We start from the raw sequence: 22,419 nt of genomic DNA, 5'->3' as shown, positions 1-22,419 counted from the left end.
CAGGGCCCGTGCGTACTTTGGGTTGCTATAGCGACAAAAAGTACGCACGGGCCCAGTGCGCTCAGCGCTCGAACCGCCCGGCCTTGATGGCGGTGACGAATAACCGCCACTGCCGGCCGGTCGTGGTGAAGTACCCGGCACCCCGGTCCTTCGAGTCCCGAACCGCCGCACCGACGGCGGTCGGCGCGACCTCGACGCACGCAGTCTGCTGGTGCGAACGGCTTGCCTTTCGCCAGCTGCTGGGTTCTCGAGTCATGTCTTGCTCTCCATCTCCTCAGTGACCTTGGCAATGAGGTTCACCGACTCGACCGGACTCATCGCCAACTCGCGCAGCGTATCGGTCGCCTCGCGATATGCGTCCGTTTGTTCTTGCTCGTGCAGGAATACTGCAGAGGCGTACTGCTCCAAGTGAACGATCGGATCTGACTTGGGGAACTCAAACAAGATGTATGACCCAAGCAGTGCGGGATGCCAGACATCGAGGTCGGCTGGGATCACCTGAACCGTGACACTTGACCACTCGGACATGGTCAAGATCTGCTGGAGCTGGTCAGCCATGACCGCTGGCCCACCGATCGTGGTGCGTAGCGCGGTCTCCAACGCGAGGAACGTGAAGTGCGGCCCCTCCTTGCGGGTCAAAACGTCACGACGTCCAACACGTAGTGTCACGCGGGTTTCTAGATCGTCAGGCGGGGCACCAACACCTGCACTCATCAGGGCACGCGCGTAGTCGGCGGTTTGAAGCAGGCCAGAGATGACGAACGGCGACACCTCCGTAATCTGCTTGGCAGTCTTCTCGAACTCGATCAGCGTGGTCAGCTCGTGGTGCACACCAGGAACACCAGGCGCGAGCCAGTTGGTCCGCTCAGTTCCACGCGCGAGCTCGATCACCCGTTCACGTTCGGGTTCTGGCACGCCGACAGCTGCGAGCACACTCGCTACAAACTCAGGCGTGGCGGTGGTTCTTCCACTCTCGCAGCGAGACAACTTTGAGTGGTCCATACCGAGCCTGCGCGCCAATTCGCGAACACCTATGCCGTGCGCCTCTCGTGCTTTTCGCAGTTCAGCGCCGACGATCCGTGCTTTCGGACTTCCTCCAGTGGTGCGCGTCATGCACCAATCTTATCTTCGGATTCGCGTTTTTGGATCACCGAATAGTGGCATTGTGCAGGCAAAACAATCTGGTGCATGCTGGTGCACACCAGATGCACCATCCTATGAGTGGGGGTCGTGGATGTATCCGTTTCATTGGGTGCCTGCTGCTGGGCAGCGGCATGCGAGCTTGGACGAAAAGCCTTGTGGTTGCTCGTATCCGACCGGGACGCAGGTGCTGACTCTGTGCCTTCAGCAGCTTTCCGCCGATGACAGCGAGCTGGCCTGGTTCTGGGACACCTGCCCCGAGTGCAACCGCGAGGCTCGGCGGCTCGCCGGTATCGAGCCTTGAGCGCGAAGACCGCAGCCCTCGAAGAAGTCGCTCACCTGCTTGGGAAAGGAATCGCGCGATGCACCCGTTCTGGACCACCCTGTCCTGCTTGGGCTCGATGCTGCTCGGCATGTCCCTGATGTACGTCTACCGCAGGCGCCTGCCCCAGCACGCGGGAGCGGGCGAAGGCACGACGAACGTCTGGCAGCTGATCGACCACGTGGAAGGCGAAGCGAAGCGGAACGACACCCCGACCGGCAGGCACCACCTGCGAGAACCCCGGGAGCCGACCGAACATTCCACACTGGACACGGTGCCGATCCACGAGCCGCCGTCGTTCGAGCTCCACCACCGGGTTCTAGAAGCCCTGCAACGCCTCTGACCACCTGACCCGGCTCGATGCCACCTTCCCCGACCCCGAGGCGTCGAGCCGACGCGGCCGGGCGGCGCACCGCCCCCTCCCCCAGGCGCCGCCCGGCCGCACCCCACTGGGAATCCACAGTGGATGCTGCGATCCGGTATTACTAGCCGCTGGCCATCGCCGCGGTCAGGGCACGACCCGGAAGTGGGTGGTCAGGCGCCCATCGTCGGCCAGCACGTGGAAGGCGATGCCGGGCGGCACGTCGCGATCGTCCGGGCGGTCGCCTTCCCAAGCCATGCGCAGGTTCCAGTTGACCGCCGACCCGACGAGCAGCGGCCGCCCGGCGAAGGTCGAGGCGGCCGCGGTGTGGGCATGCCCGGTCAGCACGGCGGCGACCTGCGGGCGCGCTTCGAGCACGGCGGCCAGTTCTTCGGGCTGTTCCAGCAGGATTCCGTCGATGAACGGGTGGTGGAGCCCGACCGGCGGGTGGTGGAACGCGATCAGCGCCCGGACATCCGGCGGCAGTTCGTCGAGCGTGGCGCCGATCCAGTCGAGCGTCGGCGCGTCGAGCCGCCCGTCGTCGCGACCCGGGATCGTGGAGTCGCACATCAGGATCGCGGTCCCGGCGACGTGGTGGGCCTGGTTGACGGGCTCGCCGCCGGAATCCCCGCCGAGCAGGACCTTCCGGTACTCCGGGCGCGCGTCGTGGTTGCCCGGGCACATGAGCACCGGGAACGGAGCGGCGAGAATCCGCGCCGCCTCCTCGTACTCGGCCTCCGCACCGTGATCGGCGATGTCCCCGGTCACCAGCAGCGCAGCCACCGGACGGGGCAAGGCCCGGAGGTGGTCCATCACGCGGGTGGCGCGCTGCGTCGCCCACTGGCTGCCGTCCAGGTGCAGATCGCTGATCTGAGCGATCAGAACGGTCATCTCTCCTCCAGAGGGCAAGGTTCAGAACTTCCCAATTCTAGGCAAAATCGGAAACCCCTCGGTGCTTTCGCGGCGACCGACTGCGCGCTCCGGGCGTGTCAGGAGGTGCGCGGCAGCGCGAGCCAGTCCTGCCAGGTGATGTCGCGGCCCAGGTAGCGGGGCTGCCGGAAGGGCCAGTCGGCGGCGATCCACTGCGGAACCAGCGCGTCGAACGCGCGCTCCACCTCGCCGCCGACGAGGTCGTCCACCACCCACCAGGCCACCTCGCCGTCGGAGCCGGCGCGCTCGGGCGGGTCGATGTAGACGCAGCCGAAGAGCGCCGTCTCGCCCTCGTCCAGCAGCGCGTAGTTGAACGACTGGTGCGCGGCTATCTCCTTCTCGTGCCGCAGCAGGTCGGCGCGGTTCTCCTCATAGGTCATCGTCTCCCTTGGCCAGGACCAAGCCGGCCCGAAGATCTCCCACAAGCGCTCTCGGGAGCCCATCACGGCGGGGTAGTCGCGCACGGCGTCCTCCTCCCGGATCGGCCGCAGATGGAACGCGGTGCCGGGCACGAGCACGTGGACGGGGTGGACGAAGTCGTCGGGGAGCCAAGCCATAAGGGCCGAGGCTACCGCCGGTCGGCGGACGACCACCGGGCTTCGGCAGGACCGACCGCGATCCGGCAGAGGGGCCCTAGGCGAACTGGTCGATCAACAGGCCCAGGCGGGCCTTGTGGTGACTGGCCCGGAGCCGGTCGCCGCGGGTCAGGATGGCCAGGCCGTGCAAGGCGCTCCAGAACACCTCGGCGAGGGTTTCCAGATCGCGGTCACCGGCCAGCGGTTCGAGCACCGCGATGAGCTCGCCGAACGCCTCCTTGAGCGCGGCGGGCGAATCCTCCGTGCCGAACGGGATGTCGACGGGCCGCACGAACATCGCCTCGTAGAGCGCGGGCCGGTCCCGGGCGAAGTTCAGGTAGGCGTCGGCCAGCGCGCGCAACGCCGCCTTGGGGGCGCGACGCCCCTGGCGAGCCCGGCGGAACTCGGTGGTCATTTCGGCGATGCCCTCGATGGCGACGGCAGCGATGATCGCGTCCTTGCCGTTGAAGTGGCTGTACAGGACCGGCTGGCTGTACTCGACGCGCTCCGCCAGCCGCCGCGTGGTGACGGCGTCCCAGCCCTCGGCTTCGGCGAGCTCGCGCGCCGACTCGATGATCAGCCGGTGCCGTTCGGCCCGCTCCCGTTCCTTGCGCTCTCTCACGGACATGACCAAATCCTAGCACTGCTAGACAATCAAGCAGAGCTACTGCTAGCGTCGCTAGAGAACAGATCACCGCTAGACAACAGGGAGTCAGCCATGGCGCTGCGACGCTTCAACACCGGCCTGATGATCGCGCTCGGCCTCTTCGTGGTCTCCTTCGGAACGAGGTTCGTGATCGACCCGACCGGAGCGGCGGAGGGCTTCGGCATCCCCGACTGGCCGCAGGGCGACGCGGCGGGCTACCTCGTCGTCAAGGGAGTGCGCGACCTGGCCTGCGCACTGATCATCTTCATCCTGTTAGCGCTGCGCCAACGCCGAGCCCTGGGCTGGGTGGCGCTGGCGGACGCGATGATCGCGTTCGGCGACGCGATCGCGGTCCTCACCCACGGCGGAACACCGGCGGCGGCCTTCGGCATCCACGCGGCCACGGGAGTGGTCGTGGTCGTGGCAGGAATCCTCCTGCTCCGCGAACGACCGCTCCCCACCACCACGACCGCGCCGGCCCGCCAGGTCGCGACGGCGTAGCGATCAGCAGTACGCCCAGCCGACGGGCGTCTTCGGGAAAGGCACCGGGACGGGCCGCCGGTTCAGCCCCTGGTGCCAGGCAGGGCACGGGTCGACGCGCGACCCGTGCGCCGCCTGGCACACCCCCAGGTTCCGGACCCCCCGGAATTCCACGATCGTGTAATCCGATCAGACGGTAGTCTAGAATGTGAGAAATCGTCAACGACGTGGTGGGCACGCGTGCTGTGATTTCGGAGTGAGTGCGATGGCTGACCCAGGAGCCGCCCTGGCCGAGCGGCTGGCGTGGCTGCGGGAATCCTTCCCCAGCCCCGAAACGGGAAGACCGTACGACGTCAAGACGATCGCCGCGGCGACGGGAATGTCGGTATCGCAGCTCTACAAGATCCTTTCCGGCGAATCGCCCAATCCCGGCTGGCAACACCTGAAAGCGCTGGCCGCATTCTTCCGCGTGCCATTGGACACGTTCGACAACAGCGAGCACGGCGAGAAGATCCGGGCGCAGCTGGCCACGCTGGTGGAACTGCGCGCCCTGAAAGAAGAAGGCGTGGAGTCCGTGAGCCTGCGCGGACTGACCGCCGCCCAGGCCGACCGGATCCGGGGCGTGGTGGAAGACCTGCGCCGCTCCAACAGCACCGCCGGTCGCGATGAGTCATGAGCGCGGTCACAACTCGGATCCGACATCGTTCCGCTGCGCACGGCTGGTGCTGCCGGTGAGCCACGATCGGGACGTGACACGATCCGACCATCGCGATCTGACGGCGCGGTGCCAGGAGCTGGCCGCCGCGCTGCCGCTGCCCGCGCCGTGGGACCTGCAGACGTTCATCGCCGAGCTGGCCGAGGCTCGCGGCCGGCCGATCGAGCTCCGCCAGGTGTCCACCGTGGACTTCGACAGCCCCTGCGGGGCGCTCGTCTCGCTCACCGACCGGGACGTGATCGGCTACGTGACCAGCACCCCGCTGCACGAGGAGCACATCATCCTGCACGAGGTCGGCCACCTGGTGTGCGGGCACTCGGACACCAGGCTCGCCGACTCGCCGATGGTGGCCGCGCTGGTGCCGGACCTGCCGCGGGAGCTGGTCGAGAGCGTGCTGGGACGCTCCGCATTCGATGCCACCACCGAGCAGGAAGCGGAGCTGGTGGCGAGCCTGTACCTGTACCGCGCGGGCCGCGTGCCCGCGCCGATCCGCGGCGTGCGCAAGCTCGACGCGAAGAGCGGCCGCACGCTCCGCCAGATCCAGGCGACGTTCGACAGCGCACGCCGCCGAGGGCCCGAGAAACTCCGATGATCAGCATCATCCTGCAAGGCGCGGGGATCGTTGCCGTGCTGGCGGCGATCACGAAGCTCGTGCAGTCGCGGCGCTCGTTGACGCCGAGCGTGGTCTACCTGTGCGGCGCGATCGGCTTCGTCGGCCTGTCGGCGGCCCTGGTGGCCCCGGCCTCGCTGCTCTGGGTGTCCGCCTGGGAACCGATGCCGAACCTCGGCCGGCTGGTGGCCAACATCCTGGCCATGGTCGCCGGTGTGTGCGTCCACGGACTGCTGACCCACCTGGTGCACGACGGCACGCGGGCGCGGCGGATGATGCGCGCCCAGGTGCTGGTGGCCGCCGTCGCCGCGGCCACCATGACGGCGTTGATGATCGCCGCCGGCATCCCGTTCCACCCCGAGTTCCTGTCCGCGTTTGCCGACCGCCCGGCGGTGGCCGCCTACGTCACCGTGTTCGCGCTCTACATCGGGTGGGCCACCTCGGTGTTCGGTTGGTTCCTGCGCCACTACATCGCCCAGAGCAGCCGTCGCTGGTTGCGCGCCGGGCTGCGCACGATCCAGGCCGGCTGCGTGGCTTCGGCGGGCTGGGCGCTGACCAAGATCGCCGCCGCCGTGTCGGCGGTGGCCGGGCACGACCCGGGCGTGCTGGACCCGTTGGGCGGCGCGTGCGCCGGGGCGTGCGTGGCGCTGGTGGCCGTCGGGGCGACGATGCCGGTCTGGGGCCCTCGGGTGGCGATGCCGATCACCTGGTGCCGCGCCAAGTTCCAGGCCCGGAAGCTGCATCCGCTGTGGCGTCGGCTGGCCGACGAGCTGCCGCAGATCACCCTGCCCGCAGGCGCGGTCGCCTCGAACGCGCAGTTCGCGCTGTACCGGCGGGTGGTGGAGATCCGGGACGCGCAGCTGGTGCTGCGGTCCTTCGTCCACCCCGAGGCGGGCCACTGGGCCCGCCGGGCCGCCGAGGAGGCCGGGCTCGACGAGCGGGCAACCCACCAGGTGGTGGAGGCGGCCGGCCTGGCAGCCGCGCTGGACGCGCACGCCGCGGGCCACCGGCACCGAACCGAACCGGGCGCGGCCACCGCGCCCTACCGGGGCGTGGCCGCCGACCTGCACACCGAGGCGCGCTGGTTGATCCAGGTCGGCCGCGCTTTCGAGCGCTCGCCGATCGTGTCGACCGTGCGGGACCGCGCCCGCGCCGACCTCCCGGACCCGACGCCCTAGCGGCGACCGGGCTCGCCTGACGTCGTTTTCGCGCGAAACCGCCACCACCAGGCACGGCGAACGCCGGTTTCGCGCGAAATCGCCAACGCCCACGCGTGCCGGATGGCGATCTCGCGCGAAATCACCAACATCCATGCATGCCAGGTCGCGTTTTCGCGCGAAACCGCCGCGGGCTGTCAGACCAGCGCCGCGAACACGCCGCCGCCGACGACCGCGCCGACGAACGCTCCCACGGTGACCTGCGCGGGCGTGTGGTCGCCGAGCTGCGCCCGGGACCAGGAGACCGCCGCCACCACCAGCACCAGGACCAGGTAGGCCGGGTGGTAGACCACGGCGAGGATCACCACCGCGCCCGAGGCCACCGCCGAGTGCATGGACACCTTCCACCAGACCGTGATGCCGCCCGTGACGAACAGCGAGGCGATCATGGCGATGTCCAGGGCGATCAGCAGCCACGGCGCACCGAACGCGACCAGCAGTCCCAGCCCGATCAGGCTCATGACGATCAGCGCGACGAACGGCACGAACCGGCCCGCGCGGTCGCGCACGTGGTGGCTGTCCCACCGCCCGGTCTTCGCGCCCCACACGATCACGCCCATCGGCAGGATGCTGCTCGTGGCCGACACCAGCAGCCCCCAGCCCAGGGTGGGGCCGAGGGCGCGGGTGGCCTGCCAGGCCACCGCGAGCGGCAGCAGCACGACGATCACCCACGGCGCGAAGACCTCGGTGAGCAGGCGCGCCGCGCGATCCTTGCCGGACCGCCGGGTCGGCACGGGGTCGGTCTCGGGTGCTGCGTTGGTCATGGGTTCCTCTGGAGCTCAGGTCACGGCGTCGCGCGCCGGTGTCCACATGGGACAGATCTGGGTGCCTCATGAGCACTTCGGAGTGCCATGGCGATCCGAACCGCTCACGAGCGGTCGGCCACGCCGATCAGGACGCCTCGCTGGGCTTGCCGGTGTTCACCAGCAGCTCCACCAGCTTGTCGCCGAGCACGCCCGGGATGACCCGCTCCGCCGAGCGCGCCGCGGCCGCGTTGAGCGCGGACATCACCAGCGGCCGCAGCCGCTGCAGGACGTCGGAGTAGTACGGGATCTCGTCGTCGCTGGGCATCGGGCGGGTCAGCACGTGCTTGCGCACCACCTCGACCAGGATCTCCGCCACGTGGTCGATGTCCTTCTGCAGCTGCTCGGCGAGGTCCAGCACCTCGTTGAGCGGCACGCCGAGGCTGACCAGCTCCGCTCCGGCGTCCAGCAGCTGCGGGCTCGGCGAGACGAAGCTGCGGCCGCGGCGCTCCAGCAGGCCCAGTTCGATCGACCGCTTGATGTTCGACGGGGAGAACTGCTTGCCGAACTTCTCGCGCAGCTCCCCCACCGTGACGGCGCGGGGCGCCTCGTCCGCCCAGGACGCGCCGACGACCTCCTCCAGCCCGAGCACCTCGCCGAGGCTGCGCCCGGACTCCCAGGCCGTGATCATCTCCTTGATCTGCGCGAACGCGTAGCCGCGCTCCAGCATGTTGATGATCAGCCGCAGCCGCACCAGGTGCGCGTCGGAGTAGATCGCCGTGCGCCCCTCCCGGCGAGGCGGCGGCAACAGCTCCCGGTCCTGGTAGACGCGCACGTTGCGCACCGTCGTGCCCGCAGCCCGAGCAAGATCGTCGATCCGGTAGTCCGCCACTCGACGAAGTCTAGTTCCCCTGTTCGAACCACGCCGCGACCTGGGCCGCGCCCGTGCGTCGCCCGAACCGGCCGACTTCGGACGGGGCGAAGCCGACGGACGCCGGCAGCGCCGCGCGAGCACGATCCCTTCGCCGCCGAGCAGCGGGCGTGGCCTCCGCCGCGCCCGCTGCTCCGTCGAACGTCAGCCAGCGTCCGCCTTGGCCGCTTCGCCTCGCGGGGCTCGGTCGTTCCCCTTGAGCGCGAAGCAGAACAACGAGGCGACCACCAGCACCCCGGCAGACGCCAGCAGCACCACCTGCATCGCGTTGACGAACCCCACCGCGAACGCCTCTTGGCCCAGCCGCGCGAAGAGGGCGGCGTCCTCGGGTGACAGACCAGCCGGCACCGACGGCGGGCTGAACCGCCCTCCCCCGGCCACCGCGCTCTCGACGAACTGCGCGCGCAACCCCGCGGGCAACTGGTCCGCGCGCAGCTCCGCTTCGCCGCGCAGGGCCGAGTTCAGGCAGGAGGCCAGGACGGCGCCCACCAACGCGGTGCCCAGCACCCCGCCGACCTGCCGCGTGGTGCCTGCGACCCCCGATGCCGCACCCGCGAACCTGGGATCGACGCCGTCCATGGTGACCTGCTGCAACGGCGCGAACGTCGCACCGCTGGCGATGCCGATGATCAGCAGGCCGGGCAGGAGCGGCCAGGCCCCGGAGTCCGGCCCCGCCATCGCGGCGATGACCACCAGACCGAGCGCGAGCATGATCATCCCCGCGGCGAGGACGCGCTTGCCCCCGATCTCGTCGGCCAGTCTCCCCGCATACGCCGAGCCGATCGCGGTGAGAACGGCATTGGGCAGCAGGACGAACCCCGCTTCCAACGGCGAATACCCCTGCGCCATCTGCAGGTAGAGGACGAGCACGAACGCGGTGCCGATCATGCCCAGCTGGAAGACGAAGCCGATCCAGTTCCCGGCCGCGAAGTTCCGCCCGGCGAACAGACCGAGCGGCATCAGCGGCTCACCGCGCTGAACGTGCTGCCAGCCGACGAACAGCGCCAGGAGCACGATGCCGGCCGCGATGACCGACGGGATGCCGATCGGCCCGCTGATCGTTCCCCAGTCGTAGCGCTCGCCCTCGATGAGGCCGAACACGATCCCGCTCAGGCCCGCGGTGGCGAGCACGACGCCCACCAGGTCGATCTTGTGCGGGCGTGCGACGCGCAGTTCCGGGACGAACGCCAGGACCAGCACCGCGGTGACCACCCCGATGGGGACGTTGATGAAGAAGATCCAGCGCCAGCCGAGGTGGGCGACGACGAACCCGCCGAACACCGGGCCGAGGATCGGCGCGAGACCCGCGATCGCGCCGAAGACGCCGAACGCCCGGCCGCGCATCCGCGGCGGGAAGATCTTCAGGATCGACGAGATCACCTGCGGGAACAGCAGCGCTCCGCCCAGTCCCTGCAGCACTCGCGCGCCGAGCAGCTGCCCCGGCGTGCTCGCGAGTCCGCAGAGCGCGGATGCGGCGGTGAAGGCTGCGATGCCGATCAGGAACAGGCGCCGGTACCCGAAGGTGTCCCCGAGCCGTCCAGTCGTGATCAACAGCGCCGAGAAGACCAGCAGGTAGGCATCGATCACCCACAGCACCTGGTCGTACGAGGCGCCGATGCCGTCGATCAGGGTCGGGACCGCGATGTTGACGATCGTCGCGTCCAGCAACGACATGAAGAAGCCGACGCAGAGGATGCCGAGCACCAGCCACGGGCGTCGCGCCGCTGACCGGTCGGCGGAATTGTTCTCCAGCACTCCGATTACCTCCGAGAATTCGGGCACCGGTCGGCGATCCGGGAGCCGAAGCACGCGGCCTCGGGCCCGGATCCCATGACCGGTCCGGGAAATGTGGGCGTTCCGGTGACGTCGCGGAGACGCCCTAGAACCCGGGTTTCGGAGAATTGCCGGAAGCTGCGCCGAGTTCGGCGCGCGGAGAGCCGGAATGCGGTGATTCGAAGGCAAAACGCAGGTCTGCTCGCCCGATTGTCACAACCATCTCAGAACACCTTGCTGCGATGTGGTGTGACTCCCACCTTTCTCGCGTCATCGGACGTGAGGAAAGCTGATCGGCGAGGCTACGTCCACGATGGGAAGTGCCCACGGTGAGATGTCGACGCGGAGCCTAGCACAGCGCCCCGCGCGGGCGGGTCCGAGCTGTCGTGACCGCAGTTTCAATGGAAACTGCGGTCAGTCGTGGTCGCCGTCGACGTAGAACCAGGCCCCGTCCTCCCGGACGAAGCGGCTGTCCTCGGTCAGCACTCCGGCGCGCCCGCCCAGGCGGTAGTGCGCCTCGAACCGGACCGTGCCCTCCGCGTCGAACGGCCCGCCGCCGGTGCGGTCGAGGATTTCGAGGCGGACCCAGCGCTGGTCGGGATCGAGGCTCAGCGAGTCCGGCCGGGTCGAGGGGTGCCACGAGGCCAGCAGGTACGCCGTGTCGCCGACCGCGAACGCGCTGAACCGCGAGCGCATGAGCTGCTCGGCCGTGGCCGCGCGGCGCTCGCCGGCGTGCAGGCGGGCGCAGCACTCGGCAAACGGTTCGCCGAGGCCGCAGGGGCATCGCTTGGGGGTGCTCACCCCGACAGCTTCTCATCAGCGCGGGGAACCGACGGTCGTGAGTGCGAGAACCGGTAAGAACCGGCTTCCGCACTCACGACCCCCGGTCAGCTCTCGCGGCAGTGCGACGCGGTGCCGTTGCCGGGCGGGACGTCGAGCGTCGGGTTCCGGTCGAAGAAGCCGACCGGCTTGAGGGTGAAGCCGCAGAGGTCCACCGGCATCACCGGCCAGTCCTCCGCGCGCGGGAAGTGCGTCAGGCCGAAGGTGTGCCACAGCACGATGTCCTCGCCGTCGATACCGCGGTCCTCCGCCGTGAACGCCGGGATGCCCGCGCCGCCGTGGCTCTGGTTCACCCACTCCCCCGCCGGGTAGCGCTCGTCCGCCGCGTACCGGGTGACCCACAGGTGCTTGGTCGCGAACTCGGCGCGCTTCGCGATCGACGAACCGGGATCCGCCAGCAGCACCGGATAGCCCTGCGGGTGCAGCGCGTACCCGACCGGCTGGCCGAGCCGGTTGGTGCGCTCGGTGTTGACCACGTGCCAGGCCCGTCCGCTGGCCGGGTCGGCCTCCCGTCCGGCGTCGCTCTCCCGCGCCAGGCGGGTGACGCTGCGGGTGAAGGCGTTGCCGTGCGGGTTCGCCGCGCTGATCGGCTCGCGCTTCGCCTGCACCTCGTCGACGGCATTGCTGGTGCCGTCGACCATCATGTCCAGCCGCGCGCTGAACAGGTGCTGGTGGAACGGCGCGCCGAGGCCGGGGGCGAGCTCACTGGCCCAGCGCGAGCCCTCCGCCGGGTAGGACGAGGTGAACACGATGCCGGTGGCCTTGACCTCCAGCTGGATGGTGCCGTCCAGGTAGAGGTACCAGTAGAAGCCGTAGTCGTAGTTGCCGACGCTGCTGAAGAAGGAGATCACCAGCCGCCGCTGCCGCCGGGTCTCGGCCGATCCGGTGAACACGTCGGTGTGCTTCCACAGCACGCCGAAGTCCTCCTCGTGCATGCACACCGCGTTGCGCAGCGTCCGGGGCGCGCCGTCCTCCTGCGCCACCACCGCGTCGAAGTAGTGGATCTCGCCGAGGCAGTCGCAGCCGAGGGTGAGCTCGTTGGCGAGCTTGCCCAGCGAGTACTCGCCGGAGTCGAAGTAGTTCTGCCAGAACCGCGCCGGGGCCGGATCGCCGTAGTTGACCAGCATCTCGGCGACCGAGGCGCGGTAGATCACCGGCCGCTCCCGGTCGCCGTCGCGGAACGACAGCTGGTGCAGCACCAGGCCTTCGCGCGGGTCGAAACCGACGCGGAAGCGCCAGTTCTCCCAGCGCACCTCGTGGCCGTCGACGGCGAAGCTCGGGCCGTCGGGCTGGGTGATCTCGATCGGCTTCAGCGTGTCGCGCCGCGGGCCGAACAGCTCCTGGTCGGGGTAGTTGCCGCTTTCCGCCGGGACCGGCAGGTGGCGGTCGTCGACGACCTCCAGCACGCGCTGCTCGATGACGTCGACGTAGGCCACCAGCCCGTCCACCGGGTGCGCCCACGGCAGTTCGTCCGGGTCGTTCTGCACGAATGCCAGAGCGCGCAGCATCCGGCGCCCGGTCTCCCCGGCGACGCCGAACCAGCCGGCGGACAGCGGGCAGACCCGCACCTCGTCGATGTCGTCGATGCCGCGGTCGCGGATCGCCTGCCGCCACGTCTCGTCGGCGCGCACGATCTTCTCGACCAGCTCGTACTCGGTCAGCATCACCGGCGGCTGGCCGTGCTCGACCGGGTCGACGGTGTGCCGCTCCACCACCCGATCGCCGGTCAGCGACACCACGGTGGTGGTCAGCTCCCCCGTCTTCGTGTCGAGCAGCACCGAACGCACCTGGCGGTCGAAGTCGCCGCCCGCCAGCACCACGGCCTTCGCCGGTTCCTCCAGCTGTACCAGGGGAAACCGGATCGAATCGCGCAGGAGTCCCGCGCCCTGCAGGACCTCGCGGTTGCGCACGATCTCGTCGGAGCTCAACGGTTCCAGCGGATGCTTCGTCATCGCCTGACCTCTCCAGTCTCGGTCGCCCCGGATCGCCCCAGATTCCCTTGGCGCAGGGGGCTTCGTCCAGCGGATCACCACGATCACCGGATCGTCGCAACCGCGCCGGCCGGCTCAGCGCGCGTCGTAGCGAAGCCGGTTGGCCACGATCTCGGTGCGATGGTCGATCGCCCACTCGCCGAGCGCGAGCGCCGGGCCGAGCAGCGAGTCGCCGAGCTCGGTCAGCGCGTAGTCGACGCGCGGCGGCACGCTCGCGTGCACGGAGCGGCTGACCAGGCCGTCGCGTTCCAGCTTGCGGAGCGTCAGAGTGAGCATCCGCTGCGAGATGCCGCGAACGGCGCGGTGCAGTTCGCCGAAGCGAAGCGGCCCGTCCCGGAGCTGCCCGACGACCAGCAGGCTCCACTTGTCCCCGACCAGCGCCAGGATTCCCAGCACCTCCTGGCAGGCCGCTGCTTCCACTGCATCGGCGCGGGTCAATGGTTACCTCCGTGTGCGTCACCGACAGGAATGTGCCGTCTTGTGCCGACTCCGTTGGTACCAAATGATGTGCCTGCGCACAAAAGATAAGCATTGGAAAGTTCAGCCGTTCCCGCTGGCGGACGGCCGCGTGTGCCTTGTGCCGCCATAGCGGCACGACAAGCACCCGGCCGGTGACCAGCGGTGACGCGGAAAGGGAAGCTGGTGCACAAGAATCTGGTGGTCGTCGGGGCCGGGCCGGGGCTCGGGATGGGCGTCGCGCGGGCGTTCGGCAGGCGCGGGTTCCGGGTCGGGCTGATCGCGCGGAACGCGGCGCGGCTCGCCGAATCCGTCCAGGACCTGGAGAGCAGCGGCATCACCGCGACCGCGCACCCGGCGGATGTGCGGGACCGCGACGCGCTGACCGGCGCGCTCGACGAAGCGCAGCGCGCGCTCGGACCGATCGACGTGCTCGAATACAGCCCCGGTCCGCAAGCGCCGATCACCTCGGCCGCCGAGACCGATCCCGATGCGGCGAGCGCGCAGTTCGAGCTGTGCGCGCTGGGCGCGGTCACCGCCGTCAGCCACGTGCTCCCCGGCATGGTGGCGCGCGGCCGCGGATCGCTGCTGCTGACCACCGGGGTGTCGTCGCTGGTGCCCGCGCCTTTCCTGGGCAACGTGGGGCTGGCGATGGCGGGCCTGCGGAACTGGGCGCACGCGCTGCACATCGAGCTCGCACCGAAGGGGGTCCACGCCGCGGCGGTCACGATCGCCACCGGAGTCACCGCAGAAAACGCCGCCGAGGTGGGCGAACGCTACTTCGGACTGTACGAATCGCCGGAGCGGGCCGAGGAAATCATCGGCGACGTCGCGGCCTTCGAATCGCTCGTCAGGAGCACCGCCGCGCCGCGCCCGTAGCCGACCGGGCGCGACGCGGTCCCGGGTGCTAGTCCTGCGACTGAGTTTCGGACTGCGGCTGAGTTTCGGGCTGGGGCTGGGGCTTGGTCGGCGGTTGTGGCTTGGGGTACGGCTTGGTCTGAGGCTCGGATTCGTCCGGCGACGAGTTGGTGGTGTGCGCGGTTCCGTCGTGGGACTCCCCGTCGTGCGAGGACGCGTCCAGCACCGTCGCGGTGAGGACCTTGTCCAGCCCGAGGGGTTTAGTCCCTTCAGCCGCGACGGCGGTGCCGGACGCCCCCAATACGACCAGACCGCCGAGCAGCGCAGTGATGAGTGGACGACGCATGGAAAACCTCCCTGGAGTCGGGCATTGCCGTGGGAGACGCCACCACAACTCGATCACCGCCGCCGGATGCATCACCGTGCCGTGCAACCGGTTCCCGAGTTCGGGGGACGAGCCGCACCCGGCGGGAAAGCAGTGGCCCGGTCGCCGGGGGATGTGCGACCGGGCCACCACGAGGTGGGTACCTGGGGGTGTCAGGTGTCCACCCGTTCCTCCTCCCGCGATTCCGCGGCCTGCGCACCGCGCCGCGGAATCACCCGGGATTCGTCGGCCGGAGGACCCGCCGACGGCGACGAACGCACTGCGTGCACGGGGAGTTCGTCGCCGCGGTCGAGAGCCGAGTGATGCCATGCTGCCCCGCCACCACCGCACTGTCGCCGTTGCGTGCATAACGAAACTTTTGTCACTTTTGTAACCGGGAGCGGTGGCCGATTCCCCGCGGAACCGGCCCGGACGGCGCCGAGCTGCTGGACCGATTCCGGCGGCAGCAGCGCGAAGCGCACGAGCACATCGCCCGGGGACCGGCCCGAGCGGGAACGGCTGGAATTCGCCCGCCTGCGGCTGAAGTACGTCGGCGCGACCGAAGCGCTCCGCGAGCGGCGCACCCGGTGATCACACCCGGAAATCGATCGCTGACCTGCGGCGATGGCGGGGTGCCGCGCGTTCGCCGAACCCCGGCGGTTAACGTTCGGACCGGCGGTGGAGGAGGCGGGCGCGGTGTTGCGGGTGCAGGGATCGTTGTCTCGGCAGTTGCTCGGGTGGCAGCTGCTGATCATCGTCCTGCTGCTCGCCTCGATCGCGGTGTTCTCCGTCGCGCAGACCGACGCCGCGTTCCGCGCCACCGAGGGCCGCAAGATGCTGTCGGTCGCCGAAGACCTCGCCGCCACCTCCGGGGTGCGCGTCAGCCTCGAAGACCCCTACAAGCGCGACACGCTGCCGATCTTCGCCGAGAGCACCCGCAACCTCTCCGGCGCCGACTACGTGATCATCACCGACCAGCGCGGCATCGTGCTCACCTCGCCCGATCCCGGCCAGCGTGGGCAGCTGCTGCCGAAGTCCGAGACCGCGCTGGGCGGCCGCTCGTGGGTCGGCGAGATCGAGGTGGACGGCGCCGATTCGCTCGTCGCCCAAGTGCCGGTGATCTCCAAGGACGCGCGCGTCCTCGGCGTCGTCGCGGCCGGCCGCAATCCGCCGGACCTGCTGCAGGGACTGCGCCAGGCGCCGGAGAACCCGCTGACCCTGCTGGCCTTCGCAACGGTGCTCGGCATCGCCGGATCGGTGCTGCTCGCCCGGCGGGTGAAGCGGCAGACGCTCGGCCTGGAACCGCAGGAGATCACCCGGCTCGTCGAGCACCGCGAGGCCCTGCTGCACGGCGTCCGCGAAGGCGTGCTGGGCGTCGACGAGCAGAACCGCATCACGCTGGTCAACGACCAGGCGCGGCGCCTGCTGTCGCTGCCGGCCGACTGCGTGGGCAGCGACATCGACTCGCTGGACCTCAACGACCGCGCCCGCGACGTGCTCACCGGCCGCACCGACGGCGTGGACCAGATCGTGCTGCGGCGCGGCAAGGTCGTGGTGCTCAACCGGATGCCGATCTCGTCGGTCGGCGCCGTGGTGACCATGCGCGACCGCACCGAGCTCGTGGACCTGCAACGAGAACTCGCGGTGCACCGGGACACCACCGACACCCTGCGCGCCCAGGCGCACGAGTTCAGCAACCGGCTGCACATCATCTCCGGGCTGGTCGAGCTGGGCGAGTACGAGGAGCTGCAGCGCTACGTGCACCGCGTCAGCCACACCCGCGAGCAGTGGCACGCCGAGGTCACCGCGCGGGTCCACGACCCGGCCACCGCCGCGCTGCTGATCGCCAAGGCCAGCCTCGCCGCCGAACGCGGCGTCGGCCTGCGCCTGAACGAGGGCAGCTACCTGCCGGAGATCGACGAAGAGCTGTCCGCCGACCTCGTCACGGTGCTGGGCAACCTGATCGACAATGCGCTCGACGCCCTCGAAGCCGGTCCGGCTGACGCGGACCGATGGATCGAGATCGACCTGCGCTGCACCGACGAAGTCACCGCGGTGGTGCGGGATTCCGGGCCCGGGGTGGCCGCCGAGATCGTCGAAGAGGTGTTCCGGCACGGCTTCACCACCAAGGCCGCGCGCGGCGGCGAACGCGGCCTGGGTCTGGCGTTGACGAGGCAGATCTGTCATCGTCGCGGCGGTTCGGTGGAGGTGCACAACGCGCACGGCGCGGTGTTCACCGCGCGGCTGCCGCTGGAAGGGCCGGGATCGTGATCAAGGTGTTGGTGGTGGACGACGACTTCATGGTCGCGAAGATCCACAGTGGATACGTGGCCCGCGTCGACGGGTTCGAGATCGTCGGGGTGGCGCACACTGGTGCGGACGCGATCCGCGCCGTCGACGAGCTGCGCCCGGAGCTCGTGCTGCTGGACATCTACCTGCCCGACATGGACGGCCTCTCGGTGCTGCGGGAGCTGCGCGCGAGCACCGCTCGCCCGTCGGCGGACCCCGACGTCATCGTGATCACCGCGGCCCGCGACCTGGACACCGTGCGCGGCGCGATCCGCGGCGGGGCGCTGCATTACCTGATCAAGCCGTTCAGCTACGAGGCGCTGCGCGACCAGCTGGAGAACTTCCGCGCCCTGCACCAGAAGCTCAGCGGACTGCCCGGCGACTCCCCCGCCGCGCAGCAGGACGTCGACCAGATCTTCGGCACCCGGACCCACCGAGCGGCGCCGCCGAAGGGGCTGGCCACCGAGACGGCGCAGATCGTCGAGCGCATCCTGCGCGAGACGACCGCGACCGACGGCGACGTGTCGGCGGCGGAATGCGCGGACGCCGCAGGCGTTTCCCGCGTGAGCGCGCGAAAGTACCTGGAACACTTCGTGGCCTCGGGCCGCGCGGAGGTCCGCCTCCGCTACGGCGGCACCGGCCGCCCGGAACGCCGCTACCACTGGACCCGCTGAACCCGTTCATCCACAGTTTCCGTTGAAACTGCACACCTCCGGCGCGCCGGCCCACGACACACCGAAGGCTGTGGACAACTCCCGCAATTTCAATGGAAATCAAACCTCTGATTTCCATTGAAATTGCGGTCCACCTCGGTCTGGCGGGGGTTGGTGCCCGCGTGGGCACGCAGAGCGCGGCTGGTGGGCGCTCGGCGGGGCCGTGCACCTCTGGGATCAGTACCAGGTGAAGGTGACCGGTAGGGCCGTCAGGCCCCGCATCCAGACCGACGGGCGCCACACCAGGCCCTCCGGCGCCACCGCCAGCGCCACGTCCGGCAGCCGGTCCAGCAGCACCTCGATGCCCGTCGTCGTGATGATCCGCGCGATTTCCTGTGCGGGGAACGGACATCCGTGCTCGCCGTGGCTGAACGACAGGTGCGCCTGGTTGCCCGCCGCGCCCGCGTAGGAGTCCGGCCGCACCTGCGGGTCGGTGTTCGCCGCCGCCAGCCCGAGCACCACCAGGTCGCCCTTGCGGATCCGCTTGCCGCCCAGCCGCGTGTCCTGGGTCGCCCAGCGCCCGACGAAGTTCTGCGTCGGGGTGTCCTCCCACAGCACCTCGTTGAGGGCCTGGCCGACGCTGCGGCGGCCGCCCGCGAGGGTCACCGCGAAGCGCTCGTCGGTGAGCATCAGCCGGATGGTGTTGCCCATCCAGTCCGAAGTGGTCAGATAGCCCGCGCCCATCGTGATGAACAGGTCCGTCGCGATCTCCTCGTCGGTGAACCCCACCGGGTGCGCAAGCAGGAACGAGGGCACGTCGCGGCCGGGGTTCTCGCGTTTCTCCCCCACCAGCGCCAGCATCCGCGCGACGACCCGCTCGTGCGCCCGGACCGCCTCGTCGCCCTCCTCGGCGGACAGCGCCACGTCCCGGACCAGCGTCGGAGCCTCCTCGTCCGGCAGCCCGTAGATCTTCAGCAGCGCCAGCAGCGGGATCTGGTGCGTGTACTCGGCGATCAGATCCGCCTCGCCGCGGCCGGCGAAGCCGTCGATCAGGCCGTCGCAGATCTGCTCGACCTGCGACCGCAGGTCGAATTCGTCCACATCGGCCAGCGCCTCGGCCAGCGCGCCGCCGCGCTTGCGGTGGTCCTCGCCCTCGGTGAAGACCACCGACGGCTGGGGCTCGACGTAGGGCCGCAGCGACCAGTCGTGGGGCACCGAGTTCCAGCCGTTCCAGCGGCGGGAATCGCGGCCGAACAGGTCGGGGTTGCTGGTGACGTGGTGGACCTCGCGGTAGCCGAGCGCGCACCACGCCGGCACGCTGCCTTCGAGCAGCACCGGCGCGACGGTGCCGTGCTCGCGCCGCAACTCCCGGTAGACCTCCTCGGGGTTGTTCTGGAACCGCGGACCGTAGAACGTCGCGGCCCCGGCGTGCGTGTCCTCGTCCGCCGAAGACTTGTTGGGACTGGTCACCGCGTGGCCTCCCGGGCGGTCGACAGGGCGTGGAGGTGTTCGACGAGCCCGACCAGCACGGCCTTGCTGGACTCCCGGTCGCGGGCGTCGCAGTCGATCAGCGGCACCTCGGGCGACAGGTCGAGCGCGTCGCGCACCTGCGCCGGGCTGTGCTCCGGTTCGCCGAAGTTGTTGCAGGCGACCACGAACGGCATCCCGTGGTGTTCGAGGCGGTCGATGGCGTACCAGGAATCGGCCAGGCGGCGGCCGTCCACCAGCACGACCGCGCCGAGCGTCCCGGAGAACAGCTGGTCCCACACGAACCAGAACCGCTCCTGGCCTGGCGCGCCGAACAGGTACAGCACCAGGCGCTCGTCCAGCGTGATGCGGCCGAAGTCGAACGCGACCGTCGTGGTCGACTTGCCGCCGACACCGCCGGTCTCGTCGATGCCGATGCCGGCCTGCGTCATCGTCTCCTCGGTGCTCAGCGGCCGGATATCGCTGACCGAGCGCACCATGGTGGTCTTGCCGACGGCGAAGCCGCCGACGATCACGATCTTCAGGCCGTCCGCGGCGGTGTCGCGAAGCGGGACGCGACTAGATGTTCCGGAGTCCAACGAGCACCTGCTTGAGGAATTCGGGGGCGGGCAGTTGCGCCTCGACGCGCTTCGAGGACGGGTGGCGGGCGGTGATCTTGCCCATGTCGAGCAGGTCGGAGAGCAGGATCTTCACCACGCTCACCGGCAGCCCGAGGTCCGAGGACAGCTCCACCACCGCCACCGGCTCGCGGCACAAACGCAGGATCTTGGCGTGCTCGGACTGCATTCCCGGGGTCGGATCGGATTCGCCGACGATCAGCGTCACCAGGTCGAAGGTGTCCTCGGTGGGCCGGCTGCGGCCGCCGGTGACGGTGTAGAGCCGGTCCGGGTCCTCCTCGTCGACCAACCGCCTGGCCATCACGCCTCGGCCGGGTCGTCGTCGCGCGGCGGGGAGCTCAGGTACTCGCCGATCTGCTCCACCAGCTCGTTCATGTTGTGCCCGACGACGCCGACGTCCGCGTCGTCGGCGGCCAGCACGGCGAGGTGCGCGCCGACCCCGGCCTCCACGATGCACAGCACGCCGCCGTAGAACTCGGTCATGGACTGCCGGACGCCGCCGCTGCCGTCACCGAACTCGACCGACGCCCCGTAGGACAGGCTTTGGATGCCGGAGGCGATGGCGGCCAGCTGATCCGCCTGGTCCACCGACAGGCCGGGCGTGTGGCAGAGCTTGAGGCCGTCCTTGGACAGCACCAGGGCGTGCCGGGTGCCGGGCGTCCGCTCCAGCAGGTTCTCCAGCAACCAATCGAGGTCGCGAGTTGTCGTGGTCATCGCAGCTGTGGGGCGGTGCTCCGGGATCCCGGCACCGACCCGCGCCTCCAATCCGTTGTCCAGGCGGTCAGGCCGTCATCGAGAGTCGTCGTCCGAAGTGGACGGTGCATCGCGGCGGGCGTTTCGGAAGGCGCCGAACCGCGCCCCGGCGTCCGGGCGCGGCCGGGGCGGCTCGGACTCCTCCGGCGCGGTGGCGGCCGGTCGCGCCGCGGCCAGCGTCTTGCCGCGGCGGCGCTTCGGCAGCGCGTTCGGCTCGCCGGCTTCCGGTGCCGGATCGGCGCTTTCGGCTGCGACCGGCGCTGTGGTGATCGTGGGGGCTTCCGACTCCTGCCTCGGGGCGGGCGCGGACTCCGGCCGGGGCTGCGTGATCAGCTGCCGCGGGATCAGGACGACGACGCCGGTTCCGCCGCGCGAGGATGACCGGAAGGAGACGGTCAGGCCGTGCTTGCGGGCCAGCTGGCCCACCACGGCGAGCCCGAGCCGGGTGCCCGACATCGCGGCCAGGTCCAGCGGTTCCGCCGACACGGCGCGCTCGGCGCGGGCCAGCGCGGCGGGGCTCATGACCAGGCCGCTGTCCTCGATGGTGACGATGACGCCGGTGTGGAGCTCCTCCACGTAGACGTGGACCTCCTCCGCCGGCGGCGAGAAGCGGGTCGCGTTGTCCATCAGCTCCGCGAGCGCGTGCATGACGCCTTCCGCGGCGTAACCCACCACCGCGACCGTGCTGGTGGAATGCAGCCGGACCCGCTGGTAGGAGCTGATCCGGCCCATCGCGCCGCGCAGCACGCTCTCCATCACGATCGGCTTGGTCCAGCGGCGGCCGGAGCGGGCGCCGGTCAGCACCGCGATGCTGTCCGCGAGCCGCCCGGCCTGCGCCGTGCTGTGGTCCAGCTTCAGCAGGTCCGCGAGCACGTCCTCGTCGTGCCGGTTCTCCATCTCGCGGAGGTCGGCGAGCGTGCTGGTCGCCAGCGCCTGCATGCGACCGGCCGCGTTGGCGCAGGTGGCCATGGCCGCGGCGCGCATGCGTTCGCCGGTGGCGACTTCCTGCGCCATGGCCCGGATGACGCGCTGGTGCGCGATGCCGAAGGACGGCGCCGCTTCGGCGGCAGCGGCGTCCGCGGCGACGCCGCCGCGAATCCGGTGCGCCAAGACCGGAAGCGCCTCACCGGCGAGCCGCGCGTGTTCCGCGTCGAGCGCCGCCGAATCCGCCCGCGCCTGGCGCAAAAGCTGCGCCCCGCGGATCGCGACGGCGATCGCGGCGGACAGCAGGAACGAAAGGACGCCGCCGTACCAGGCCACGAGCGCCTGGCTACCGACCGGTGCGGCGAGGGAGACCCACAGGCAGGCGCCGCCGGTGACGACCAGTGCGGCCGGAAAAGCGAGCAGCGGCAGCCGCACTCCTCGACGGTGAACGGAGACGCGGGTCGGCATCAAATGAGGTCCTAAGTGGCCGGTCGGTAGCGGGGCTGAGCTGGCGGACTCGCCATTGGCCCACGATCGTATCCGAGCCTGCATTCGGTTAACTCACAGTTGGATGACATTTCCAGAACCGGATGCCACGGTGCCGGACGCACGACGGGGCCGTGGGGGGGGGGGGGGGGGGGGGGGGGAGGGAAAAAAAGGGAAAGCCAAAAAAAAACCGCAAACCCCACCCGCACCCCCCAACACCCCACCACCCTCCCCCACGTTGTCGCCCCCTCCCCCCT

Annotated in this window: 26 protein-coding genes; 9 read left to right on the top strand and 17 right to left on the bottom strand. The window is 70.0% G+C overall.

Translation table 11 applies throughout. The features are described from left to right. Nucleotides 1-61 precede the first annotated feature (61 nt). The gene (locus AC07FN_RS10370) at nucleotides 62-256 is read right to left on the bottom strand and encodes a DUF397 domain-containing protein (RefSeq protein WP_478395358.1); all 195 of its coding nucleotides are present in this window, start codon (nucleotides 254-256) and stop codon (nucleotides 62-64) included. Continuing rightward, complete coding sequence (locus AC07FN_RS10365) at nucleotides 253-1,113, bottom strand: helix-turn-helix domain-containing protein (RefSeq protein ID WP_478395357.1); 861 nt, start codon at nucleotides 1,111-1,113, stop codon at nucleotides 253-255. The genes AC07FN_RS10370 and AC07FN_RS10365 overlap by 4 nt, the downstream gene beginning before the upstream one ends. Between AC07FN_RS10365 and AC07FN_RS10360 the strand changes: the two genes are divergently transcribed. Together AC07FN_RS10360 and AC07FN_RS10355 are read left to right on the top strand one after the other, a co-directional pair. Then, nucleotides 1,034-1,444 (top strand): HC3 family zinc finger protein, encoded by a 411-nt coding sequence (locus AC07FN_RS10360; protein ID WP_478395356.1) that lies wholly within the window; start codon nucleotides 1,034-1,036, stop codon nucleotides 1,442-1,444. The genes AC07FN_RS10365 and AC07FN_RS10360 overlap by 80 nt on opposite strands. A 58-nt stretch (nucleotides 1,445-1,502) precedes the next feature. Next, complete coding sequence (locus tag AC07FN_RS10355; protein WP_478395355.1) at nucleotides 1,503-1,805, top strand: hypothetical protein; 303 nt, start codon at nucleotides 1,503-1,505, stop codon at nucleotides 1,803-1,805. 165 nt (nucleotides 1,806-1,970) lie between these two features. Here the strand turns inward: AC07FN_RS10355 and AC07FN_RS10350 are convergent, their stop codons facing one another. The 3 genes from AC07FN_RS10350 to AC07FN_RS10340 form a co-directional block, all read right to left on the bottom strand. Continuing rightward, nucleotides 1,971-2,714: a metallophosphoesterase gene (locus AC07FN_RS10350; RefSeq protein WP_478395354.1), complete on the bottom strand. Its 744-nt coding sequence runs from the start codon at nucleotides 2,712-2,714 to the stop codon at nucleotides 1,971-1,973. A 98-nt stretch (nucleotides 2,715-2,812) separates the two neighbouring features. Further along, nucleotides 2,813-3,310, bottom strand: a complete 498-nt coding sequence (locus AC07FN_RS10345) for a GNAT family N-acetyltransferase (RefSeq protein ID WP_478395353.1) — start codon at nucleotides 3,308-3,310, stop codon at nucleotides 2,813-2,815. Between the two features lie 76 nt (nucleotides 3,311-3,386). Then, nucleotides 3,387-3,956, bottom strand: coding sequence for a TetR/AcrR family transcriptional regulator (locus tag AC07FN_RS10340; protein ID WP_478395352.1), 570 nt, complete (start codon nucleotides 3,954-3,956; stop codon nucleotides 3,387-3,389). Between the two features lie 90 nt (nucleotides 3,957-4,046). On the opposite strand from AC07FN_RS10340, the gene AC07FN_RS10335 reads away from it, so the two are divergent. The 4 genes from AC07FN_RS10335 (at nucleotide 4,047) to AC07FN_RS10320 (ending at nucleotide 6,957) form a co-directional block, all read left to right on the top strand. Next, nucleotides 4,047-4,475 carry a DUF4267 domain-containing protein gene (locus AC07FN_RS10335; protein ID WP_478395351.1) on the top strand — a complete coding sequence of 143 codons (429 nt, stop codon included), beginning with the start codon at nucleotides 4,047-4,049 and terminating at the stop codon, nucleotides 4,473-4,475. Nucleotides 4,476-4,719: 244 nt separating this feature from the next. After that, nucleotides 4,720-5,130: a helix-turn-helix domain-containing protein gene (locus AC07FN_RS10330; protein WP_452615780.1), complete on the top strand. Its 411-nt coding sequence runs from the start codon at nucleotides 4,720-4,722 to the stop codon at nucleotides 5,128-5,130. A 73-nt stretch (nucleotides 5,131-5,203) separates the two neighbouring features. Then, nucleotides 5,204-5,761 carry a M48 family metalloprotease gene (locus tag AC07FN_RS10325; RefSeq protein ID WP_132490478.1) on the top strand — a complete coding sequence of 186 codons (558 nt, stop codon included), beginning with the start codon at nucleotides 5,204-5,206 and terminating at the stop codon, nucleotides 5,759-5,761. Then, nucleotides 5,758-6,957, top strand: a complete 1,200-nt coding sequence (locus tag AC07FN_RS10320) for an MAB_1171c family putative transporter (protein WP_478395350.1) — start codon at nucleotides 5,758-5,760, stop codon at nucleotides 6,955-6,957. The genes AC07FN_RS10325 and AC07FN_RS10320 overlap by 4 nt, the downstream gene beginning before the upstream one ends. A 176-nt stretch (nucleotides 6,958-7,133) precedes the next feature. On the opposite strand, the gene AC07FN_RS10315 is transcribed toward AC07FN_RS10320, so the two are convergent. The 6 genes from AC07FN_RS10315 to AC07FN_RS10290 form a co-directional block, all read right to left on the bottom strand. After that, nucleotides 7,134-7,760, bottom strand: coding sequence for a hypothetical protein (locus AC07FN_RS10315; RefSeq protein WP_478395349.1), 627 nt, complete (start codon nucleotides 7,758-7,760; stop codon nucleotides 7,134-7,136). Between the two features lie 127 nt (nucleotides 7,761-7,887). Further along, nucleotides 7,888-8,631 (bottom strand): MerR family transcriptional regulator, encoded by a 744-nt coding sequence (locus tag AC07FN_RS10310; protein ID WP_478395348.1) that lies wholly within the window; start codon nucleotides 8,629-8,631, stop codon nucleotides 7,888-7,890. Between the two features lie 183 nt (nucleotides 8,632-8,814). Further along, nucleotides 8,815-10,425 carry a DHA2 family efflux MFS transporter permease subunit gene (locus tag AC07FN_RS10305; RefSeq protein ID WP_478395347.1) on the bottom strand — a complete coding sequence of 537 codons (1,611 nt, stop codon included), beginning with the start codon at nucleotides 10,423-10,425 and terminating at the stop codon, nucleotides 8,815-8,817. 432 nt (nucleotides 10,426-10,857) lie between these two features. Further along, the gene (locus AC07FN_RS10300; protein ID WP_358572664.1) at nucleotides 10,858-11,244 is read right to left on the bottom strand and encodes a YchJ family protein; all 387 of its coding nucleotides are present in this window, start codon (nucleotides 11,242-11,244) and stop codon (nucleotides 10,858-10,860) included. A gap of 86 nt (nucleotides 11,245-11,330) precedes the next feature. Beyond that, the gene (locus tag AC07FN_RS10295) at nucleotides 11,331-13,235 is read right to left on the bottom strand and encodes a primary-amine oxidase (protein WP_478395346.1); all 1,905 of its coding nucleotides are present in this window, start codon (nucleotides 13,233-13,235) and stop codon (nucleotides 11,331-11,333) included. A gap of 114 nt (nucleotides 13,236-13,349) precedes the next feature. Next, nucleotides 13,350-13,712 carry a winged helix-turn-helix transcriptional regulator gene (locus tag AC07FN_RS10290; protein WP_452615774.1) on the bottom strand — a complete coding sequence of 121 codons (363 nt, stop codon included), beginning with the start codon at nucleotides 13,710-13,712 and terminating at the stop codon, nucleotides 13,350-13,352. Between the two features lie 204 nt (nucleotides 13,713-13,916). Here AC07FN_RS10290 and AC07FN_RS10285 point away from each other — a divergent pair, with 204 nt between their 5' ends. Further along, the gene (locus AC07FN_RS10285; RefSeq protein ID WP_478395345.1) at nucleotides 13,917-14,609 is read left to right on the top strand and encodes an SDR family NAD(P)-dependent oxidoreductase; all 693 of its coding nucleotides are present in this window, start codon (nucleotides 13,917-13,919) and stop codon (nucleotides 14,607-14,609) included. Nucleotides 14,610-14,637: 28 nt separating this feature from the next. Here AC07FN_RS10285 and AC07FN_RS10280 read toward each other — a convergent pair whose 3' ends face one another. After that, nucleotides 14,638-14,934 (bottom strand): hypothetical protein, encoded by a 297-nt coding sequence (locus AC07FN_RS10280; protein WP_478395344.1) that lies wholly within the window; start codon nucleotides 14,932-14,934, stop codon nucleotides 14,638-14,640. Nucleotides 14,935-15,648: 714 nt separating this feature from the next. On the opposite strand from AC07FN_RS10280, the gene AC07FN_RS10275 reads away from it, so the two are divergent. Together AC07FN_RS10275 and AC07FN_RS10270 are read left to right on the top strand one after the other, a co-directional pair. Continuing rightward, nucleotides 15,649-17,223, top strand: a complete 1,575-nt coding sequence (locus AC07FN_RS10275) for a sensor histidine kinase (protein ID WP_478395343.1) — start codon at nucleotides 15,649-15,651, stop codon at nucleotides 17,221-17,223. Beyond that, entirely contained in the window at nucleotides 17,220-17,915 is a 696-nt protein-coding gene (locus tag AC07FN_RS10270; RefSeq protein WP_452615771.1) for a response regulator, read from the top strand. Before AC07FN_RS10275 ends, AC07FN_RS10270 begins: the two co-directional genes overlap by 4 nt. Before the next feature lie 216 nt (nucleotides 17,916-18,131). Here AC07FN_RS10270 and AC07FN_RS10265 read toward each other — a convergent pair whose 3' ends face one another. The 5 genes from AC07FN_RS10265 to AC07FN_RS10245 form a co-directional block, all read right to left on the bottom strand. Next, nucleotides 18,132-19,364 carry a cytochrome P450 gene (locus AC07FN_RS10265; RefSeq protein WP_478395342.1) on the bottom strand — a complete coding sequence of 411 codons (1,233 nt, stop codon included), beginning with the start codon at nucleotides 19,362-19,364 and terminating at the stop codon, nucleotides 18,132-18,134. Further along, nucleotides 19,361-19,897 carry a GTP-binding protein gene (locus AC07FN_RS10260; protein ID WP_478395494.1) on the bottom strand — a complete coding sequence of 179 codons (537 nt, stop codon included), beginning with the start codon at nucleotides 19,895-19,897 and terminating at the stop codon, nucleotides 19,361-19,363. Before AC07FN_RS10260 ends, AC07FN_RS10265 begins: the two co-directional genes overlap by 4 nt. A 43-nt stretch (nucleotides 19,898-19,940) precedes the next feature. Beyond that, nucleotides 19,941-20,300: a DUF742 domain-containing protein gene (locus AC07FN_RS10255; protein WP_478395341.1), complete on the bottom strand. Its 360-nt coding sequence runs from the start codon at nucleotides 20,298-20,300 to the stop codon at nucleotides 19,941-19,943. Continuing rightward, nucleotides 20,300-20,713, bottom strand: coding sequence for a roadblock/LC7 domain-containing protein (locus tag AC07FN_RS10250; RefSeq protein WP_358394275.1), 414 nt, complete (start codon nucleotides 20,711-20,713; stop codon nucleotides 20,300-20,302). Before AC07FN_RS10250 ends, AC07FN_RS10255 begins: the two co-directional genes overlap by 1 nt. Before the next feature lie 75 nt (nucleotides 20,714-20,788). Continuing rightward, nucleotides 20,789-22,111: a sensor histidine kinase gene (locus tag AC07FN_RS10245; RefSeq protein ID WP_478395340.1), complete on the bottom strand. Its 1,323-nt coding sequence runs from the start codon at nucleotides 22,109-22,111 to the stop codon at nucleotides 20,789-20,791. Nucleotides 22,112-22,419 lie beyond the last annotated feature (308 nt).

The organism is Saccharopolyspora sp. NPDC045941 (assembly GCF_056431445.1).
This window is presented reverse-complemented; position numbering and strand designations above follow the sequence as displayed.

Excerpts from the sequence above, each read along its gene's own strand:
- AC07FN_RS10370 (WP_478395358.1), bottom strand. The coding sequence starts at position 256 with ATGACTCGAGAACCCAGCAGCTGGCGAAAGGCAAGCCGTTCGCACCAG.
- AC07FN_RS10360 (WP_478395356.1), top strand. The coding sequence starts at position 1,034 with ATGCCGTGCGCCTCTCGTGCTTTTCGCAGTTCAGCGCCGACGATCCGT.
- AC07FN_RS10365 (WP_478395357.1), bottom strand. The coding sequence starts at position 1,113 with ATGACGCGCACCACTGGAGGAAGTCCGAAAGCACGGATCGTCGGCGCT.
- AC07FN_RS10355 (WP_478395355.1), top strand. The coding sequence starts at position 1,503 with ATGCACCCGTTCTGGACCACCCTGTCCTGCTTGGGCTCGATGCTGCTC.
- AC07FN_RS10350 (WP_478395354.1), bottom strand. The coding sequence starts at position 2,714 with ATGACCGTTCTGATCGCTCAGATCAGCGATCTGCACCTGGACGGCAGC.
- AC07FN_RS10345 (WP_478395353.1), bottom strand. The coding sequence starts at position 3,310 with ATGGCTTGGCTCCCCGACGACTTCGTCCACCCCGTCCACGTGCTCGTG.
- AC07FN_RS10340 (WP_478395352.1), bottom strand. The coding sequence starts at position 3,956 with ATGTCCGTGAGAGAGCGCAAGGAACGGGAGCGGGCCGAACGGCACCGG.
- AC07FN_RS10335 (WP_478395351.1), top strand. The coding sequence starts at position 4,047 with ATGGCGCTGCGACGCTTCAACACCGGCCTGATGATCGCGCTCGGCCTC.
- AC07FN_RS10330 (WP_452615780.1), top strand. The coding sequence starts at position 4,720 with ATGGCTGACCCAGGAGCCGCCCTGGCCGAGCGGCTGGCGTGGCTGCGG.
- AC07FN_RS10320 (WP_478395350.1), top strand. The coding sequence starts at position 5,758 with ATGATCAGCATCATCCTGCAAGGCGCGGGGATCGTTGCCGTGCTGGCG.
- AC07FN_RS10315 (WP_478395349.1), bottom strand. The coding sequence starts at position 7,760 with ATGACCAACGCAGCACCCGAGACCGACCCCGTGCCGACCCGGCGGTCC.
- AC07FN_RS10295 (WP_478395346.1), bottom strand. The coding sequence starts at position 13,235 with ATGACGAAGCATCCGCTGGAACCGTTGAGCTCCGACGAGATCGTGCGC.
- AC07FN_RS10280 (WP_478395344.1), bottom strand. The coding sequence starts at position 14,934 with ATGCGTCGTCCACTCATCACTGCGCTGCTCGGCGGTCTGGTCGTATTG.
- AC07FN_RS10255 (WP_478395341.1), bottom strand. The coding sequence starts at position 20,300 with ATGGCCAGGCGGTTGGTCGACGAGGAGGACCCGGACCGGCTCTACACC.
- AC07FN_RS10250 (WP_358394275.1), bottom strand. The coding sequence starts at position 20,713 with ATGACCACGACAACTCGCGACCTCGATTGGTTGCTGGAGAACCTGCTG.